Source organism: Paenibacillus sp. DMB20 (assembly GCF_000987955.1).
Classification (GTDB): domain Bacteria; phylum Bacillota; class Bacilli; order Paenibacillales; family Paenibacillaceae; genus Paenibacillus_AQ.
On sequence record NZ_LAZU01000051.1, the window covers coordinates 1 to 17,177 of the forward strand.

The following is a 17,177-nucleotide window of genomic DNA, read 5'->3' on the forward strand; positions in this document are numbered from 1 at the left end:
CTAGAAATGTGTCTCTCGCCAAAAGGCATTGAGGAGCGAGACCATAATACTTGGGCTGCGGTCGTAAGAGAATCCACTAAAGCTGCTCGTTCTGAAGATTGGATGAACCGTAAGATTGAGCATTTAAACGTAGCTATAAAGGATAATCCTGTTAGCATGTCCCATATGGATTAGAAATGGCTCTGCGCAGTATGCTAACGGTTATCCGTGACTTGCAAAACCAACTAGCTGAACTAGAAAAAATCATATTAGAACTGTCTGAAACGATAGCAGAAGTTCAACTTTTAGAATCCATTCCAGGAGTAGGTACAAAACTGGCAACCTCTATTGCTGCTGAAATTGGTGATGCTTCGCAGTTTCGGCATCCGAAGCAACTAGTAGCTTATGCTGGCCTTGATCCCAGTGTCTTTAGTTCAGGCAAGTTTGTAGCAACGCAAAACCGAATAACAAAACGTGGCTCCAAACGATTAAGACGTGCAGTTTATTTAGCAGTAACCTGTGGTCTACGAGGAGATCTAAATCTCCGTATTAGAGAGTACTATGACAAGAAAAAAAAGTGAAGGGAAGCCCCATAAAGTAGCTGTGATTGCTTGCGCCAACAAGTTATTACATCACATCTACGCTATGCTCAAAAAAAGGCAACCCTACACTTTATAGTCCCAAAATCCATAAACTTCCATTTATATGGAGGTTTATTTCGTATGCTTTCTTACAGTATAACAAATTTCTTTCGCTTCAAATAGCTTGACTTGACAAACCATTAGCTGGTTTTTTCGTTGCGGGTCGGGCAGGGAACGGATTCTTCAACCGACTGCCAGTGAGCATGCCGGCCCTGATAACGGAGGATTTTATGATCTGCTTGTCACCCTGAGATTGCGAACAGGTTAGCTGGGGAAGGATGTTGATAGAGGTGCTGAAATCCGAATTTGTTGAATATTCACTTAAAGGTTTCGTTGGAGGGACGTCATGAGGGTGAACCGTCACCGTCGCATTTTTTTTCGCCTGGATAGCACTTGCCACGCTGATCGGGCTGCTGGTCTGCAGGCTTGCTTGGGTGCAGCTGGTCATGAAAAATCAAAAACAGCCCGGGAGCCGCCATACTTTGTTGGAAGCGTCGCTTCTACAGCGGGAACGCGGGCTCGTTCTGGATAGCGGGCGCGGGCATTTTACCGACCGGAACGGATATCCGCTGACAGGAAAGCTGGTTTGGGCTGCGGTCCTGTTCCCGGAATCCGGGGATCAAAGGATCTCCAAGGATGTACTTCGTCAAGCGGCTGAACTATTAAACACTCGACCGGAACGATTAAAAAACGGTTTGGGAGGGATTAAAGGAACCCATGCTGTGGCATGCCGAAGGAAGCGCCATTCCGCTTGCCTTGAACGAGGCGCAAAAGGATGGCATCGGACATCTGGATCTGCCGAATCTGCAGGTGCTTCCATTCGAGCAAAGATACGGAAACCGGGAATCCGGGATGCAGTGGCTGGGCTTTATTTCCGGCCAAAGGAAAGAGAAATTGTTTTACCGGGACTATGAAGGGGTGAAAGGAACAAGCGGGCTTGAAAGAACGCTGGATGCCCTGCTGCAGGGTACCGGTCCTACCGTCGTTTATTTTCCCGTAGATGGCCGAAACCGGATCATCAACGAAATGAAGCCTATGGTCAAAGCTTCAACCAACCCCTATTATCCGCTTCGCTTTACGGCCACGGTGGATATCCGAATTCAGACGGGAATAGAAAAGCTGATGGAAAAGGCGGGAATCATGGAAGGGGCGGTGGTGGTACAGGATACATCAAACGGAGATATCCTCGCCATGGTTTCCCGACCGTTTTACAATCCCGAGCAAATTCATCCGAAGGAGGGCCAGTGGGGAAATAAAGCGCTTCAGTCAGCCCCTCCCGGCTCGATATTCAAAATCGTAACGGCTGCTGCGGCTTTGGAAGCCGGGGTGACTTCAGGCAAGGAAAAGTTCCGCTGCAGCGGCGAATACGGAAAATACGGGTTATCCTGCTGGAAAACGGGAGGGCACGGCACAATCAATTTGCGTCAGGCTTTTGCGGAATCCTGCAACGTGGCATTCGCTGAACTCGCCGAACGTTTAACCTCGGAGCAGATCCAGGATACGGCCAATAAGCTGGGGTTGGGAAGAAGCATAGGGTGGGAAGCGGATAACGTGCTGGGATTGCCGCTTCTCAAGCCGCTGGATCATGAGGAGAGCGGGACCGTATTTCTCCCATCAACAGACCCGAAGGACGCGGGTGCCCGGGTTCAGACCGCGATAGGGCAGAGGGACGCTTCCGTTACGCCGCTGCAGGCGTCAAATCTGATGGTTACCTTACTGCATGACGGAAAGGTCATCAGACCCCGGATCGTCAGCAGCATCTCGTATGCTAACGGTCAACAGCTCCAATCCTTTCAGCCGATGAGAGTCACGGAGGCAGGCGAGACCATTTCCCGCGAGACGTATCATACCCTGCGTAAATGGATGGAGGATGTTGTCCGTCAAGGGACAGGTCGATCCCTCGGGCGGTCCGTCTGGAAACTAGCCGGAAAATCGGGAACGGCGGAAACCGTGGTTAATGGCATCCCGCGAAACAATCAATGGTTTGTCGGATACGGCCCTGTCCGACAGCCGCGTTACTCGGTGGCCGTTCTTGTGGAAAATGTAAAGCCGAACAGCCGTCATCTTGCAACCGAATTGTTCGGACAGGTTATGGATTTGTTGGCATTGGCAGACAACTCAAGCCGATAAGAAAAAACGGCCTTTCAACCGGATCTGCCGGGGAAAGGCCGCTAACGTTTTTCAAAAAAGACATAAAGCTCATTCGGGTGACGATTTTGTTGCCGAGTTGTCAGCCTCCTTCGAGGTTTTGGAAGGATGCACCGTATCCTCGGCGGGTTTGGTTACCTCGAAAGGAGAAACAACGAATTCCTCTTGCGGCAGCCGAATCCACTGCTGCAAGTAACCCTGCTGAAGCAGCTCCTTCAAGAGGATCATCAAGATCGGCGAAAGAATCAGTCCGGCTACCCCAAATACGGATAGCGAAATGATCATGAACGACAGCATAAGAAACGCCGAGGACACGCCGAGGGATTTGCCCATAATTTTCGGTTCCGCAAGTTGGCGCGTCACCATGACAACGGCCAACAGTATAATGAGTGCGACGGCCATGCCGACATCGCCCGTCGCAAACAGATATACGATCCAAGGAATAAAGATGACCGGGACGCCAAGCAGCGGCAGTAAATCAAACAGCGCGCAGATCAAGGCCAATGACAAGGCGTTGCCCGTCCCAAGGATGAGCAAGCCTATGTATACGAGCACGAAGGTTATGGATATCAGCTTGAGCTGTGCCTTCAAGTAGGAGCCGATCGCTTTGAACACATTGTCTTTCAAAAAATGAAAGGCTGTTTTTAGCGTCTTAGGGGTCTTGTCATGGGCGATTTTTCGCCAGCTGCCGATTTCCGTGCTCAGGAAAAACGCGAGTACGATGGCGATGCCGAAGTGGGTGATAAAGGTAGTGAACGTACCCATAAAACCAACGACGGAAAATAAAACCGACTGAGCTGCTTTTGTGGCAAAGTTCGTAATATCCTGAAAATACTCGTTCATGCGGGCCGTAATATCCGGTGGAAGAGCTTCAAGCTTTGCCTGCAGAAAGACGACCAAAGATGCGAATTGTTCTTGAATGATGCGCGTGTAAAAGGGAAGGGAGTCCTGGAGTTGGATAATCTGCGAGATGATGATTGCCCCTGCGCCGAACAATATTCCCAGTATAATCAGGAGAAACAGTAAGACGCAATTGCCGATGCATAAATTTTGGGCATCCCCCGGCGGTGGAAAAAACGCGCGATCGGCTCGATCATCCAGAAAACGATAAATGACAAGAACACGGGGGCCGCGATCTGATACAGCTTGCTGAAAGCGAACATGACCAGAAAAACGGTCAACACGATCATGGCTATATCAAAGAAGGTCCTCCAATATTTTTTGTATAGGGGAAGCATAGATCGGTATTCTCTCCTTTATACTTTAATGATTGATTTCATTGTACACGATTTGTGAAAAAAAACGCCTATTTCTTTTAAGGTATGTTAAAATATTAGATAGTGTAATGCCAAAAAAAGATAAAGAAAAAGCGGGGAGTTGGCATGCAGAATATACTGCTTGGGCTGTTTTACATTTCAACTTTTTATGCCTTTATTCCCGGGATTATCACCCGGATTTTTGGTTTCAGAGTATTCCGGAAAGGAACGGGGCGGCAGGAATTTGCCTTAACGTTTGACGACGGGCCGGACCCGATCTTCACGCCCCGGCTGCTCGACTTATTGAAACGGTTTAACATGAAGGCAACATTTTTTTTTGGTAGGTTCCCATGCGGAGCGTCATCCGGATATCGTGAGGCGCATCCATGAAGAAGGACATTTAATCGGAATTCATAACTACACGCATAAGAGCAATTGGTTGATGCGGCCCAAAACCGTAAAAATGCAGCTGAAGCGGACGGATGACATCATATTTGAGGCTACGGGCGAGCGGCCAACCTTTTACCGACCTCCGTGGGGAATCGTCAATCTGTTCGATTTCGCCAAAAACAGCGGATACCGGATCGTCTTGTGGTCGGCGATGTTTGGGGATTGGCGCAGTAAAACGGGCTCCGACAAGCTGGTCAAACGGATGCTCCGCAAGCTTAAGCCGGGTGAAGTGATGCTTCTGCATGACTGCGGAACCACAATGGGAGCCAACCCCGAAGCGCCCGAACAAATGCTGATCGCTCTGGAGCAGGTGTTGCAGGAAGCGGAACGCAAAGATCTGAAAAGCATTAGGGTAGACGATATGATCAACCTTGAAAATAAGGCTCAGAAAAAGAAGAACCTGTCCTTGATGAAACGTTTGTTCGTCTCCTTATGGCTACTTTGGGAAAAAGTCTTTCACGTCATGTTCCATCTGGAGACGGTTACGCCGAAGGACCCGATGCTTCACTTCCGTCGCCGCCCTTATCAGGGCAGGACGCTGCAGCTGGAGGACGGAAGCAGCCTAGAAAAAGGGGACCAGGTGCTGGAGCTTCATTTTGACAATAAAAAGCTGTTTCATATCGGAAGCCGGTCGCGTTCCGAAGTACAGTTGGCCATTCAAATGATCCGGGCGGTTCAGAAGGACCTTCCGACGTTGGCCAATATGGTGGTTGAACGGCCGGAGTTCAGCGACATCAAAGGACTATATGCGGTAACGATGATCACGCGGGGGCCGGAGCAGTTCGGGTTTATCGTTCAGGATCTGCCTCCCGGAATCTTTGCAAGGACAACCCGGATTTATCTGAAGCTGCTGTTGAGCGTGATTCATCCTAAAGGCCAAGCCCGGCTGAAGGAAGGCAGGCGCGTTATGGAGCCGAAAATACTCATGATGCCGGTGGATGTGCTTATAGGCCGATATGCCGAAAAAGACAAACGGCCCTGCCGTTCCGTCAAGCATGAACCTGCGGAAGAAGAACAGGAGATCGGCGAACTGCCGATTTCAAGCGCGCCGCACGGGTTCTCATCTTAAAAACCCGCCTCGAAAAGAGGCGGGTTTTTAAGTTTCGACATTGGAGTTATAAGTTAAAAATAAGCTCTTTCTTACCTTAGATTTTCATGACGCCGCCGTTGCTCGCGTTCGTAACGAGCTTGGAGTAACGGGCAAGGTAGCCGGTTTTGACCTTCGGCTCAAACTCTTTCCAGTTGCTCGCGCGTCTTCTCTCAAGCTCTTCATCGCTCACTTCGAGATGAATCCGGCGGTTGTTCAGATCCAGCTCGATGATGTCTCCGTTCTCCACGAAAGCGATGGGGCCGCCCTCAGCCGCTTCCGGCGAGATATGGCCGATGCTGATGCCGCGGGAAGCTCCGGAGAAGCGTCCGTCCGTGATCAGGCCGACTTTGGCGCCAAGTCCCATGCCGGCGATCTGGGAGGTCGGGGCAAGCATTTCGGGCATGCCCGGTCCGCCTTTAGGGCCTTCGTAGCGGATCACGACAACCATGCCTTCCTTCACTTTACCGTTCGCGATGCCTTCCAGCGCCTCATCCTGGGAATCGAAGCAGATGGCAGGTCCTTTATGGTAGCCGCCGACGGATGGATCGACAGCGCCGACTTTGATGATGGAACCTTCGGGTGCGAGGTTGCCGTACAATACGGCCAGACCGCCGCGCTCGGAATATGGCTGGTCGATCGGATGGATGACGTTGGTATCCTTAATCTCGCAGCCTGCCACGTTTTCAGCCAGCGTCTTGCCGGATACCGTGATGCAGTCGCCAAACAGGGCGCCCGGTTTCTTGAGCAGCTCGTTCAGAACCGCGCTGACGCCGCCGGCCGTATGAACGTCTTCGATGAAGTAATCGGAAGCCGGAGCCAGCTTGGAAATGTGCGGGACGCGGTTCGCAACTTCGTTGATGCGTTCCAGCGGGTAGTCGACGCCGGCTTCATGCGCAAGCGCAAGGGTGTGAAGCACGGTATTCGTGGAGCCGCCCATGGCCATATCGAGGGCGAACGCGTTATCGATTGCTTCGCGCGTTACGATATCGCGCGGCTTAAGATCCATTTTGATCAGCTCCATCAGCTGACGGGCGGATTGTTTGACGAACTCTCTGCGTTCTTCCGCGACCGCAAGGATGGTGCCGTTGCCCGGAAGGGCAAGCCCCAGCGCTTCGGACAGGCAGTTCATGGAATTTGCCGTGAACATGCCGGAACAGGAGCCGCAGGTTGGACATCCGTATTGTTCAAGCTCCAGGAGCTCTTTGTCGTCGATCTTGCCGACCTGATGGGCGCCGACGCCTTCAAATACCGAAGTCAGGGACAATCGGCGTCCTTTGCTGTCCACGCCGGCTTTCATCGGGCCGCCGCTGACGACGATGGTCGGAATGTTGACGCGGAGCGCGCCCATGAGCATTCCGGGAGTGATCTTGTCGCAGTTCGGGATACATACCATCCCGTCGAACCAGTGAGCGGATACGACGGTTTCGAGGGAATCGGCGATGATCTCGCGGCTTGGCAGCGAATAGCGCATGCCGATATGTCCCATGGCAATCCCGTCGTCCACGCCGATGGTATTAAACTCGAACGGTACCCCGCCCGCTTCACGGATGGCTTCTTTAACGATTTTGCCGAATTCCTGAAGATGGACATGGCCCGGGACGATGTCGATATAAGAGTTGCATACGGCGATAAACGGTTTATCGAAGTCTTCTTCCTTTACGCCGGCGGCACGCAGCAGACTGCGGTGCGGCGCCCGGTCAAAGCCCTTTTTAATCATGTCTGAACGCATTTTTTTTAGCTGCCATGATGTCGGTTTCCCCCCAGATCTCCCAAAATTGTCCTACAACGCGCTTTAGCGCGGTTCACCGGCAAAGCAGCCGGGTAACTGTAATGACGAATCAGATTTTATATGAGTCTATCACAAACAGGCAGGTTTTTCTACTCGATTTTGGATAGGGAAGCAGGGAAGGAGAGCTTGGCTGTCCTATAAGAAAAAACGTCTATCGATGTACTTTCTTAGAAGACAGACCGCATATAGCAGAAGTTTTTCTTGCGAGATAAGGATGGCCAACCTCTGAAGTCTATACTCTCTTATCTCTTAAGAAAAACGTCTATCGATGTGCTTTCTTAGAAGACAGACCGCATATAGCGGAAGTTTTTTCTTGCGATATAGAATTCCATCAGCTCCGCTGATAACTTATGATTTCTACATCTATGAAAAAGAGGCCCTGCTCTTAGATAGAGCGGGCCTCCCTGAAAGCGGCAGAAATTATTTCTTTCCGCCTTTGCGTCCAATTTCCTGGTAAAATTCACGGTCGTGGTTGCGGGAAGTGGCTTCGCCGCCTTTTTGGCCGATTTCCTGGTAGAATTCGCGGCTATGATTCTTTGATGTAGCTTGCCCGCCTTTCTTGCCGATTTCCTGGTAAAATTCACGGTTATGCTTCTTGGCGGTAGCTTCGCCGCCCAGACGGCCGGCTTCTTCTCTTGACATTTTTTTCGCCTTTATTTCGTGCCACAAGAATCACTCCTTCTCAGTCGTTTTTGCTGTGCGCAAGACTTACTTACCACAGCTAACTTGTCATGAAACAAAGAAAACGACTAAAGATTGGAAGGAAAGTGGGTTTATCTTACAAAAAAGCGGCGTAAGGCCACGTTTTCCAAACGGAGGAGTCCATCCACCGGCGGTTCGATAACATAATGGAAGAAACGCTTTAAACCCGGATGGGCAAGCAGTACGGCACACATAACCGCCGCAGTGATCAGCAGGATCGCGCCCCAAATGTTCGAGATCGATTCGTGAAGTCCCGAATAATCGGCGAATCGAATAATGAATCCATGGAGAAGGAACACGTACAGCGTGCGTCGCCCCAGGTCCGTTATTCGGCCTGATGCCATAGGGACCCAGGCCAGAAAAGCGGCGGATGCGATAAACTGCAGCCCGTAAACGGCGATCCGGAACAGACCGGCATACCAAACTTCGTGTCCAAGCTGCATATAGGTCATGCTGCCATAGAGCCAGCCGGCCGGAAGCTCGCTGCCCCACAAGCCAAGCACGGTAAACAAAGCGATGGAGACGATGCCTGCGGCAGCTTTGATCCATGTTCTAAAGCGCTGCCTGAAAGCTTCAAAAGAAAAATGATATCCCGCCACAAAAAACGGGAAGAAGACAAACGTACGGCTGATGCTGAGCCAGACCCCATCAACCGGAAGGTATCCCGCCAATATGCCAAGCGTTGCGGCAATGATCAGCTGACGGGCAGCCGTCAAGCGGCTCAGCGACAGGAACATCAGGCGCCAGCAGAAATGGCTGAACAGGAACCAGAGCAGGAGATAAGGAGCAAAGAACGAGCGGTGGACGTCATCCACATGGAAAACGGCGGCATCGAGCAGCGAGTACAGGCTCTGGAATATGACGTATTGCATGCCGATCTGGAGCAGCGTTTTGCGGCCCGCCGGACCCGAGATCGATTTCTTGGCAAAATAACCTGTTACCAAGACAAACAAGGGCATGTGAAACGTGAATATCCAAAGATATAGTGCGTGAATACTGCCCATGCGGTTAATTAACGGTTCGATGGCGTTGCCGACAAGCACGGTAACGATCAGCATAAATCGGAGATTCAGGAAAAACGTTTCCCCTTTTTCTTCAATGGTGCGGTTCATGGTTTCCCTCCACGGCCTTTTTTCTAAATAGCTGCAGGCCTCTATGTGATCCGTATGACAGGACTTTTGATCCTTTAATCCATTTACAATTTAAAATTACTCCTTTTAAGGAGAATGGTAGGTGATAAAAATCACAAAGTATTCCGCTGTCAACGTTTTCAAATGTGTCAAACCCTTGAAGACGGGGAGTTCTCGAACCTTCGTTCTGTTTTAAAAAGGAAAGGAAGAATAAGGAGACATTTCTAATTAGAAAGAGTATGATCGAATAAAAGGGAGGGATACGGCTTGCCGATACTGCAGGTAAATCAGTTTAAGGTGCCCTGCCGGGGGGTACTGTTCGATAAGGATGGGACACTGCTTCATTTTATGTCTTTATGGGGCGGCTTTTCCGACTATGTTTTGCGTTTTTTTGGAAGAACGGCTTGAATTGATGGGCGCCGGTTTTACGGGTCCCAAGGAAAAAGTGCTGGGAACGTTTAACGGAGAGGACGGAAAAGCAACCTCCTATGATGTCCGGGGGCCGCTCGCCATGGGAACGGTGGAGGAAACGAACGGCATATTGGCTTGGCAGCTTTACGCTGCAGGCATGCCCTGGAATGAGGCAATCCTTCAAGTAAATCAAATTACGAAAAATGCGATGTACGAGCTCCGCCAGAGCAAGCCGGCATTTCCGATGCCGGGATTGAACGGATTTTTGGAATCCTGCCGGAAAGCATCCATAAAAATGGCTGTCGTCACCTCGGATACGACGTCTGCTGCCCTAGAGCATTTGGAATGGATGGGGATAAGCAATTATTTCTCGGAGGTCATCGGACGCGATCAGGTCCGAAACGGCAAGCCCGATCCGGAAATGGCGGAAGTCGCCTGCCGTCGGCTTGGCATTGAACCCGGGGAAGCTGCCGTAATTGGCGACAGCAACGGGGATATGCAAATGGCCAAACAGGCCGGGGCTGCCGTCGCGATCGGTCTCTATGAGAGGGACGGCGAAACGGAGCATCTCATAGATGCCGATACGGTCATCACCGATTATAATGAAATTACGTTAGCCTATTAATCAGGATTATTTTTTGGCGCTGTTATGGAGGTGTTTGGAGTGGAGAACAGGGAAAAGATCGAAAGATTGGCCACATGGATCGAGGCAAGCGATTATATCGTATTTTTTGGAGGAGCAGGCACGTCGACGGAAAGCGGAATTCCCGATTTCAGATCGGCTGCGGGATTGTACCAAACGGAACACCATTCCCCGTATCCTCCCGAGATTATGCTCAGCCATACGTTTTTTATGGAGCATCCGGAAGTTTTTTTTTGACTTTTACCGCAGCAAAATGCTGCATCCCCATGCCGAGCCGAACGGCTGCCACAAGCTGCTGGCGAGATTGGAGCAAGAAGGGAAGCTGAAAGCGGTCATCACGCAAAATATCGACGGTCTCCATCAAACGGCCGGAAGTACCGAAGTGCTGGAGCTCCACGGATCCATTCATCGAAACTACTGCATGGACTGTTCCCGTTTTTATTCGCTGCACGATATTCTGAGCATTCCGGAGACGGTTCCGCGCTGCCCGGCATGCGGGGGCGTTATCAAACCTGACGTTGTGTTGTACGAAGAGGAGCTGGACCAGCAAGTCCTGCTTCGCTCGGTGCAGGAAATATCGACTGCGGACCTGCTCATTATCGGCGGCACCTCGCTTACGGTTCATCCGGCGGCGGAGCTTGTCACTTATTTTCACGGCGGCAAAACAGCCCTTCTCAACAGGGACCCCACACCGTATGATCATCGTGCAGGGCTTTTAATCTCCGACCGCATTGGTCAGGTTATGATGCAGATCAGCGGCCTGCTGCGAAAAGACATTTAACGGCAGAATGCCGAAAATCGCCTTGGAATTGTAATCGTTTTCTAGTCGGAAGGTTCTTTCGGCATGCTGAGATTAGGTTAATCATACTTATTGGACACTTAAGAGATGAAGAGAGGCAGGGGATAGCAGATGACTTATGTGGCTAGCGAAGACCGCTATGAGGGTATGAAGTACAACCGGTGCGGCCGGTCGGGTTTAAAACTTCCGGCCATTTCCCTCGGGCTGTGGCATAATTTCGGCGGCATCGACACGTATGAAAACGGACGGAGCATGATTACGAGGGCGTTCGATTTGGGCATCACCCATTTTGATCTCGCGAATAACTACGGTCCTCCTGCCGGTTCGGCAGAAGAGACCTTCGGCAAAGTGCTGTCGCGGGATTTGAAGCCGTACCGGGATGAGCTTATTATCTCGTCCAAAGCGGGATATTACATGTGGCCGGGGCCGTATGGGGATTGGGGCTCGCGCAAATATCTGGTATCCAGCCTCGATCAGAGCCTGAAGCGGATGGGACTGGATTACGTGGATATTTTCTATCACCATCGCATGGATCCGGATACGCCGCTGGAAGAAACCATGACGGCTCTCGATCACATTGTCCGCTCCGGCAAGGCGCTGTATGTAGGCATCTCCAATTATACGCCCGAGAAAACGCAGGAAGCGGCCGCGATTCTGAAAAGCCTGGGCACCCCGCTGCTCATTCACCAGCCTAGCTACTCCATGCTGAATCGCTGGGTGGAGAACGGGCTTCTGGATGTGCTGGATCAGAACGGGATCGGCAGCATCGCCTTTACCCCGCTGGCCCAAGGACTGCTGACCAACAAGTACCTGAACGGGATACCGAACGATTCCCGTGCGGCCAGCCCGTCGGTATTCCTGAACGAAAACAATATTACGCCGGAAGTTTTGCGGAAGATCCGGGCGCTGAATCAGATGGCTGCCGCCCGCGGACAAAGCCTGGCCCAATTTGCCTTGGCGTGGGTTCTTCGCGGAGGCCGGGTGACTTCCGCCCTGATCGGGGCGAGCAAGGTCAGCCAAATCGAGGATAACGTGGCCGCATTGAATCATTTGGAGTTTACCAAGGAAGAGCTGGACCGCATCGAAACCATTTTGAAAACGGATAGCGAAGCCTAAGCTTGCTACCGGAAACAAGACATGAATGAAACGAACAGCATACTGAATCAAACAGCCCGCTTTTCGGCCTGAGAAAAGCGGGCTGTTTCGTTCGAAGGCGTCAGTTATCGGCAATGTCTTTGCGGTAACCGGTCGGGGACTGTCCGCAGAAGCGTTTGAACTGGCGCGAAAAGTAAAGGGGATCCGTCAAACCGACGGAGGCCGAAATTTGCTCGACGGAAAGTTCGGGCCGCTCGCGGAGGAGACGTTTGGCCTGATCGATTCTCAACTTCAGAAGGTAGGTCACCGGCGATAGGCCGGTTTCCTTTTTGAAAATTCGGGACAAGTAGGCCCGGTTATAGCCCAGGCTTGCACACATTTGTTCGATCGAGACCGGATGGGCGTACTGGGATGCCATATAGCTGATCATCTGCTTGACGGTTCGCTGGACCTGGGGTTCTGCCATGGTTAAGGTAGACGGGCGGTCACTGCGGTTCATCATCTCGGCGAACAGCAGATGAAGATAACCGACGGCGGCCGTATGCGCGCTTTCCTGTTTGCCGTGGAAGCTCTCCTGGATATGACGAATATAAACCGGAACCTGGCTTTGTCCGGCATTGTGAAGCACCGGATAGTCCGGGACGAGTGCCGAAGCTTCGGTCAAGGACAGGGCGGATTCCCCGGAAAAAGCAATCCAACGGTACCGCCAAGGTTGGGAGGAATCCGAAACGTAGCTGACCAGCTGGCCCGGATGGATGAGGAAACAATCTCCGGCTCCCAGCTCGTAAACTTCGGTTTCCGTCCGGAAAATGCCTTTCCCGGATTCGATGGCATGAAGCAGGTAATAGTCATAAATTTTCGGGCCGAGCGCATGCCCGGGCTTGGTTTGGCTTTCGCCGGCGAAGAGCACATGCAGCTTGTCGCCACGAAGCGGAGCAACAGGGTTGGAATCGACGGAATAACTTTCTTTTCCAATCATGGCGGGTTCTCCTTCTTATATAGTCAATGCCGGTTCATTGGATTTTAATTACTTGCATTGTACTATGCGAGGTCACATTTATCCATATGTAACACACAAGACTGCATTACCGTGCCAGGAAGATTCTTTTATACTGGGAGTATCAGTACTACCATACCTACAGGATGGAGTGATTCATCGGATGAATAAGCAGCAGTTGGTACAACAATTTGAAGAAAAATACGGGGACAGCAAGCGGCAGCTTCGGGTCTTCAATGCTCCGGGACGGGTCAATCTGATCGGAGAGCATCTGGACTATAACGGCGGTTACGTGCTTCCGGCGGCGCTGGAATTCGGCACGACGCTTGTGATCCGGGAGCGGGACGACGATGTGATTTCTTTGGCGTCGACCAATCTGCCGCATGAAGCCGATGTGCGCATCAGCGAGAACTTTGGCGGAAAAAGCGGGCAATGGACCGACTATCCGGTTGGCGTCATGGTCGAACTGGACAAACTCGGCTGCAGGCTGACAAAAGGTTATGATCTGCTGTACCACGGCGATATTCCGAACGGCGCCGGCTTATCTTCATCGGCTTCCATCGAGGTGGTAACGGCTTATGCCTTGCTGTCCATGGAAGGACGCGACACCGATACGGTAGAAATCGCCAAGCTGTCCCAACGGGCGGAAAACCAATTCGTCGGCGTCAATTCAGGGATCATGGATCAGTTTGCGGTTGCGAACGGGCGCAAGGATCATGCGATTTTGCTCATGTGCGACACGCTCCGATATGAACTGGTGCCTTTTCAGACGGGGCGTTACAAAATCGTGATCGCCAATACGAACAAACGCCGCGGGCTGGTCGATTCCAAGTACAACGAACGCCGCGGCGAATGCGACCGGGCGCTTGAAATGCTGCAGAAGGAACTTCCGGCCCTTCAGTTTTTGGCTCAGCTGACCCCGGAGCAGTTCGCGACGCTCCAGGACAGTATTACGGATGAAACGGTAAGGCGGCGCGCCCGGCATGTCGTGGAAGAAAACCAGCGCGTGCTCGATTCGGTTGAAGCGCTGAAAAACAATGACCTGGACGCCTTCGGACGGTATATGAACCAGTCCCACGACTCCTTGCGTTATCTTTACGAAGTAACCGGAGACGAGCTGGACGCGATGGTCGAGGAATTCCAGCGCGAACCGGGCACCTTGGGCGCCAGGATGACCGGAGCCGGCTTCGGCGGCTGTACGGTGGCTTTGGTCCATGAGGATCATGTGGAGAAGGTCACCCAGGAAGTCGGGAAGCATTATGAGGCAAGAACGGGGCTGAAGCCGGACTTTTATGTATGCGGCGTAGGCCAGGGCGTGCATGAAGTAAAGGAGGCGTTGTAAAATGGCGATTTTGGTAACCGGAGGAGCAGGATATATCGGATCGCATACCGTGGCTGAATTGCTGGAACGCGGGGAAGAGGTCGTGGTCGTCGACAGCCTGGAGACAGGACACCGCGAAGCCCTGTTGGGCGGCAAGCTCTATGAGGGGGATTTGCGCGACAAAGCGCTGCTGAAATGTCTGTTTGCCGAAAACGAAATCGATGCCGTCATTCATTTCGCGGCCAATTCCCTCGTGGGAGAAAGCATGAAAAATCCTGTCAAATACTATGACAACAACGTATACGGCACGCTCTGCCTGCTGGAAGCGATGAATGAAGCGGGGGTCCGCAAAATCGTGTTCTCCTCGACAGCCGCAACGTACGGCGAGCCGGAAAAGGTGCCGATTGAGGAGAAGGACCGCACGCAGCCGACGAATGTGTACGGCGAAACCAAGCTCATGATGGAAAGAATGATGTCCTGGTTCGATCAGGTGCTGGGCATCAAATACGTTTCCTTGCGGTATTTCAATGCGGCCGGTTCCCATGCCAGCGGAGCCATCGGCGAGGATCACCGTCCCGAAAGCCATCTGATTCCGCTCGTGCTTCAGACGGCCCTGAAACAGCGCGATTTTATTTCCGTCTTTGGAGACGACTATCCGACGCCGGACGGTACCTGCATCCGCGACTACATTCACGTAAGCGATCTGGCGGATGCCCATCTCCGGGCGGTCGAATATCTCCGCCGCGGCGAGGAGAGCAACGTGTTCAACCTCGGCAACGGCCTCGGTTTCTCCGTCAAGGAAGTCATCGAGACCTCGAAGAAAGTCACGGGGCGCGACATTCCGGTCGTGATGGAGGCGCGCCGTGCGGGAGATCCTGCCGTGCTGGTCGCCTCCTCCGAGAAAGCGCGCCGTATCCTGGGCTGGAAGCCTACCCGGGTCAAACTTGAGGATATCATCGCAAGCGCCTGGAAATGGCACGACAGCCGTCCCAACGGTTACGGCGACAACTAAGGGGGACAGACCATGGACAACCAGACAGCAAGAACTCCCGAGCCTGCTCAAGCTAAACGTGCCATCGAGAATCTGGTTCGGTTCGCGCTCCGGCACGGATTAATTCAAGAGGCGGACCATGATTACAGCCGCAACCTGCTGCTTGAAGATTTCGGCTTCAGCGAGCCTTACGAGGGACGGCCGGATCACGAGACGCCGGAGAGTCCTCAGCCGATGTTGGACGTGCTGATCGATTACGCGGCCGCTAAAGGTCTTATCCCCGATAATAGCGACACGTACCGTGATCTCTTGGACGCAAAAATCATGGGGCGCCTTTTGGCCCGTCCTTCGGAAGTGGTTTCCGAATTTCTTCGTTTGGAACGGGAGTCGGGAATCGAAGCGGCTACGGATTATTTTTACAAGCTGTGCATCGACAGCAACTACATCCGCATGGACCGGGTAGCGAGGAACGAATACTGGAAGCATCACAGCGAGTACGGGGAAATCGAAATTACGATCAACCTGTCCAAGCCGGAAAAAAACCCGAAGGAAATCGCCATGGCGAAACTTCTCCCGCCGCCGGTTTATCCGAAATGCCAGCTGTGCCGGGAAAATGTCGGTTATGCCGGACGGATCAATCACCCGGCCCGCCAAAACCTGCGAATCATCCCCTTGAAGCTGAACGGCGAAAACTGGTTTTTCCAATACTCGCCTTATGTGTATTACAACGAGCACTGCATCGTGTTCCATCATGACCATGTCCCGATGAAGCTCACGAAAGACACGTTGGCCCGTCTGCTCGGATTCGTGGAGGATTATCCGCACTATTTCCTGGGCTCCAATGCGGATTTGCCGATCGTCGGCGGGTCGATTCTGACCCATGACCATTTTCAGGGGGGGCGGCACACCTTCCCGATTCAAAAAGCGGCAAGGCTGGCTTCGTTCGAACATAAATCGTACGCCGGCGTATCCGTCGGCATCGTCCATTGGCCGATGTCGGTGATCCGGCTGACTTCGCAGGACCGTTCGGCCCTGCTGGAATGCGCAAACGACATTTATGAGGCATGGAAGGGGTACAGCGACGCCTCCGTGGATATCCAAGCCCGGAGCGAAACGGACGGGGAGAAGGTCCGCCATAATACGGTAACGCCGATTGCGCGACGAAGCGCAGACGGAGGTTACGAGATGGACCTCGTGCTTCGCAACAACCGTACGAGCGAGCAGTATCCCGAAGGGATTTTCCACCCGCACCGCGAAATGTTTCATATCAAGAAGGAAAACATCGGCCTGATCGAGGTTATGGGCCTGGCGATTCTGCCGGGCAGACTGAAGACGGAGCTGGATCAAATCGCCGCCATTCTGGCCGGCGACGACGAGCTGGATAAAGCTTCCAGGGCCGAAGAACACCCGCTTGCCGTGCACAGGGACTGGGTTGAACGGCTTAAAGCGGCAGCGGGGACGACCTTGGCCAAGGATCAGGCCGCGGATTTGATCCGCCGCGAGGTGGGCGGCATTTTTACGGCCATTCTTGAGCAGGCAGGCGTATACAAACACACGCCGGAAGGCCGGGACGCCTTCGTCCGCTTTCTTGAAAGCATGGGGTTTGTTTCCTTGTAAACCCGATCAGCAACATATTTGTTCAGCCGCAGCTTCCGGTCCGCAAGCTGCGGCTGATTTTGTATTGCCGTGGTGAAAGATAGTATAATGGGAAAGCTGAAAACGTATAGACAACCAT

General features: G+C 52.4%; 11 protein-coding genes and 4 pseudogenes. 10 read left to right on the forward strand and 5 right to left on the reverse strand.

The genetic code is table 11. The annotated features are described in order from the left end of the window. Positions 1-176: 176 nt before the first annotated feature. Positions 177-560, forward strand: a complete 384-nt coding sequence (locus XI25_RS31685; protein ID WP_052759780.1) for an IS110 family transposase — start codon at positions 177-179, stop codon at positions 558-560. 777 nt (positions 561-1,337) lie between these two features. After that, positions 1,338-2,750: a peptidoglycan D,D-transpeptidase FtsI family protein gene (locus XI25_RS27220; RefSeq protein ID WP_235440456.1), complete on the forward strand. Its 1,413-nt coding sequence runs from the start codon at positions 1,338-1,340 to the stop codon at positions 2,748-2,750. 69 nt (positions 2,751-2,819) lie between these two features. On the opposite strand, the pseudogene XI25_RS27225 reads toward XI25_RS27220, so the two are convergent. Further along, positions 2,820-4,006: pseudogene (locus XI25_RS27225) on the reverse strand (AI-2E family transporter). A gap of 144 nt (positions 4,007-4,150) precedes the next feature. Here XI25_RS27225 and XI25_RS36590 point away from each other — a divergent pair. Together XI25_RS36590 and XI25_RS27230 are read left to right on the forward strand one after the other, a co-directional pair. After that, on the forward strand, positions 4,151-4,414 hold the full coding sequence (locus XI25_RS36590; RefSeq protein WP_327204867.1) for a polysaccharide deacetylase family protein: 264 nt from the start codon (positions 4,151-4,153) through the stop codon (positions 4,412-4,414). After that, positions 4,362-5,543, forward strand: a complete 1,182-nt coding sequence (locus XI25_RS27230; protein WP_327204868.1) for a polysaccharide deacetylase family protein — start codon at positions 4,362-4,364, stop codon at positions 5,541-5,543. Before XI25_RS36590 ends, XI25_RS27230 begins: the two co-directional genes overlap by 53 nt. A gap of 76 nt (positions 5,544-5,619) precedes the next feature. Here the strand turns inward: XI25_RS27230 and ilvD are convergent, their stop codons facing one another. The 3 genes and pseudogenes from ilvD to XI25_RS27245 all read right to left on the reverse strand — a co-directional run bounded on the left by ilvD (position 5,620) and on the right by XI25_RS27245 (position 9,167). After that, a complete protein-coding gene (gene ilvD, locus XI25_RS27235) occupies positions 5,620-7,293 on the reverse strand; it encodes a dihydroxy-acid dehydratase (protein ID WP_046681045.1) in 1,674 nt (557 codons plus the stop codon). A gap of 486 nt (positions 7,294-7,779) precedes the next feature. Then, positions 7,780-7,995 (reverse strand): annotated as a pseudogene (locus XI25_RS27240) (KGG domain-containing protein); the annotation flags it as partial. Between the two features lie 131 nt (positions 7,996-8,126). Then, on the reverse strand, positions 8,127-9,167 hold the full coding sequence (locus XI25_RS27245; RefSeq protein WP_046681046.1) for an acyltransferase family protein: 1,041 nt from the start codon (positions 9,165-9,167) through the stop codon (positions 8,127-8,129). A 285-nt stretch (positions 9,168-9,452) separates the two neighbouring features. On the opposite strand from XI25_RS27245, the pseudogene XI25_RS27250 reads away from it, so the two are divergent. The 3 genes and pseudogenes from XI25_RS27250 to mgrA all read left to right on the forward strand — a co-directional run bounded on the left by XI25_RS27250 (position 9,453) and on the right by mgrA (position 12,154). Continuing rightward, positions 9,453-10,221 (forward strand): annotated as a pseudogene (locus XI25_RS27250) (HAD family hydrolase). Between the two features lie 24 nt (positions 10,222-10,245). Next, a pseudogene (locus XI25_RS27255) lies at positions 10,246-11,020 on the forward strand (NAD-dependent protein deacylase). A gap of 129 nt (positions 11,021-11,149) precedes the next feature. Beyond that, on the forward strand, positions 11,150-12,154 hold the full coding sequence (mgrA, locus tag XI25_RS27260) for an L-glyceraldehyde 3-phosphate reductase (RefSeq protein ID WP_046681047.1): 1,005 nt from the start codon (positions 11,150-11,152) through the stop codon (positions 12,152-12,154). 100 nt (positions 12,155-12,254) lie between these two features. On the opposite strand, the gene XI25_RS27265 is transcribed toward mgrA, so the two are convergent. Further along, a complete protein-coding gene (locus tag XI25_RS27265) occupies positions 12,255-13,112 on the reverse strand; it encodes an AraC family transcriptional regulator (RefSeq protein ID WP_200901489.1) in 858 nt (285 codons plus the stop codon). Positions 13,113-13,293: 181 nt separating this feature from the next. On the opposite strand from XI25_RS27265, the gene XI25_RS27270 reads away from it, so the two are divergent. From XI25_RS27270 to XI25_RS27280, 3 genes are read left to right on the forward strand one after another with little or no spacing between them, the layout of a single operon-like run. After that, positions 13,294-14,472 (forward strand): galactokinase, encoded by a 1,179-nt coding sequence (locus XI25_RS27270; RefSeq protein ID WP_046681048.1) that lies wholly within the window; start codon positions 13,294-13,296, stop codon positions 14,470-14,472. A 1-nt stretch (position 14,473) separates the two neighbouring features. Further along, complete coding sequence (galE, locus tag XI25_RS27275) at positions 14,474-15,463, forward strand: UDP-glucose 4-epimerase GalE (protein ID WP_046681049.1); 990 nt, start codon at positions 14,474-14,476, stop codon at positions 15,461-15,463. Between the two features lie 12 nt (positions 15,464-15,475). Then, positions 15,476-17,059 (forward strand): UDP-glucose--hexose-1-phosphate uridylyltransferase, encoded by a 1,584-nt coding sequence (locus tag XI25_RS27280; protein ID WP_046681050.1) that lies wholly within the window; start codon positions 15,476-15,478, stop codon positions 17,057-17,059. Positions 17,060-17,177 lie beyond the last annotated feature (118 nt).

Coding starts and splice junctions, on each gene's coding strand:
- galE (WP_046681049.1), top strand. CDS start 14,474: ATGGCGATTTTGGTAACCGGAGGAGCAGGATATATCGGATCGCATACC.
- XI25_RS27280 (WP_046681050.1), top strand. CDS start 15,476: ATGGACAACCAGACAGCAAGAACTCCCGAGCCTGCTCAAGCTAAACGT.
- XI25_RS36590 (WP_327204867.1), top strand. CDS start 4,151: ATGCAGAATATACTGCTTGGGCTGTTTTACATTTCAACTTTTTATGCC.
- XI25_RS27220 (WP_235440456.1), top strand. CDS start 1,338: ATGCTGTGGCATGCCGAAGGAAGCGCCATTCCGCTTGCCTTGAACGAG.
- mgrA (WP_046681047.1), top strand. CDS start 11,150: ATGACTTATGTGGCTAGCGAAGACCGCTATGAGGGTATGAAGTACAAC.
- XI25_RS31685 (WP_052759780.1), top strand. CDS start 177: ATGGCTCTGCGCAGTATGCTAACGGTTATCCGTGACTTGCAAAACCAA.
- XI25_RS27270 (WP_046681048.1), top strand. CDS start 13,294: ATGAATAAGCAGCAGTTGGTACAACAATTTGAAGAAAAATACGGGGAC.
- XI25_RS27245 (WP_046681046.1), bottom strand. CDS start 9,167: ATGAACCGCACCATTGAAGAAAAAGGGGAAACGTTTTTCCTGAATCTC.
- ilvD (WP_046681045.1), bottom strand. CDS start 7,293: ATGCGTTCAGACATGATTAAAAAGGGCTTTGACCGGGCGCCGCACCGC.
- XI25_RS27265 (WP_200901489.1), bottom strand. CDS start 13,112: ATGATTGGAAAAGAAAGTTATTCCGTCGATTCCAACCCTGTTGCTCCG.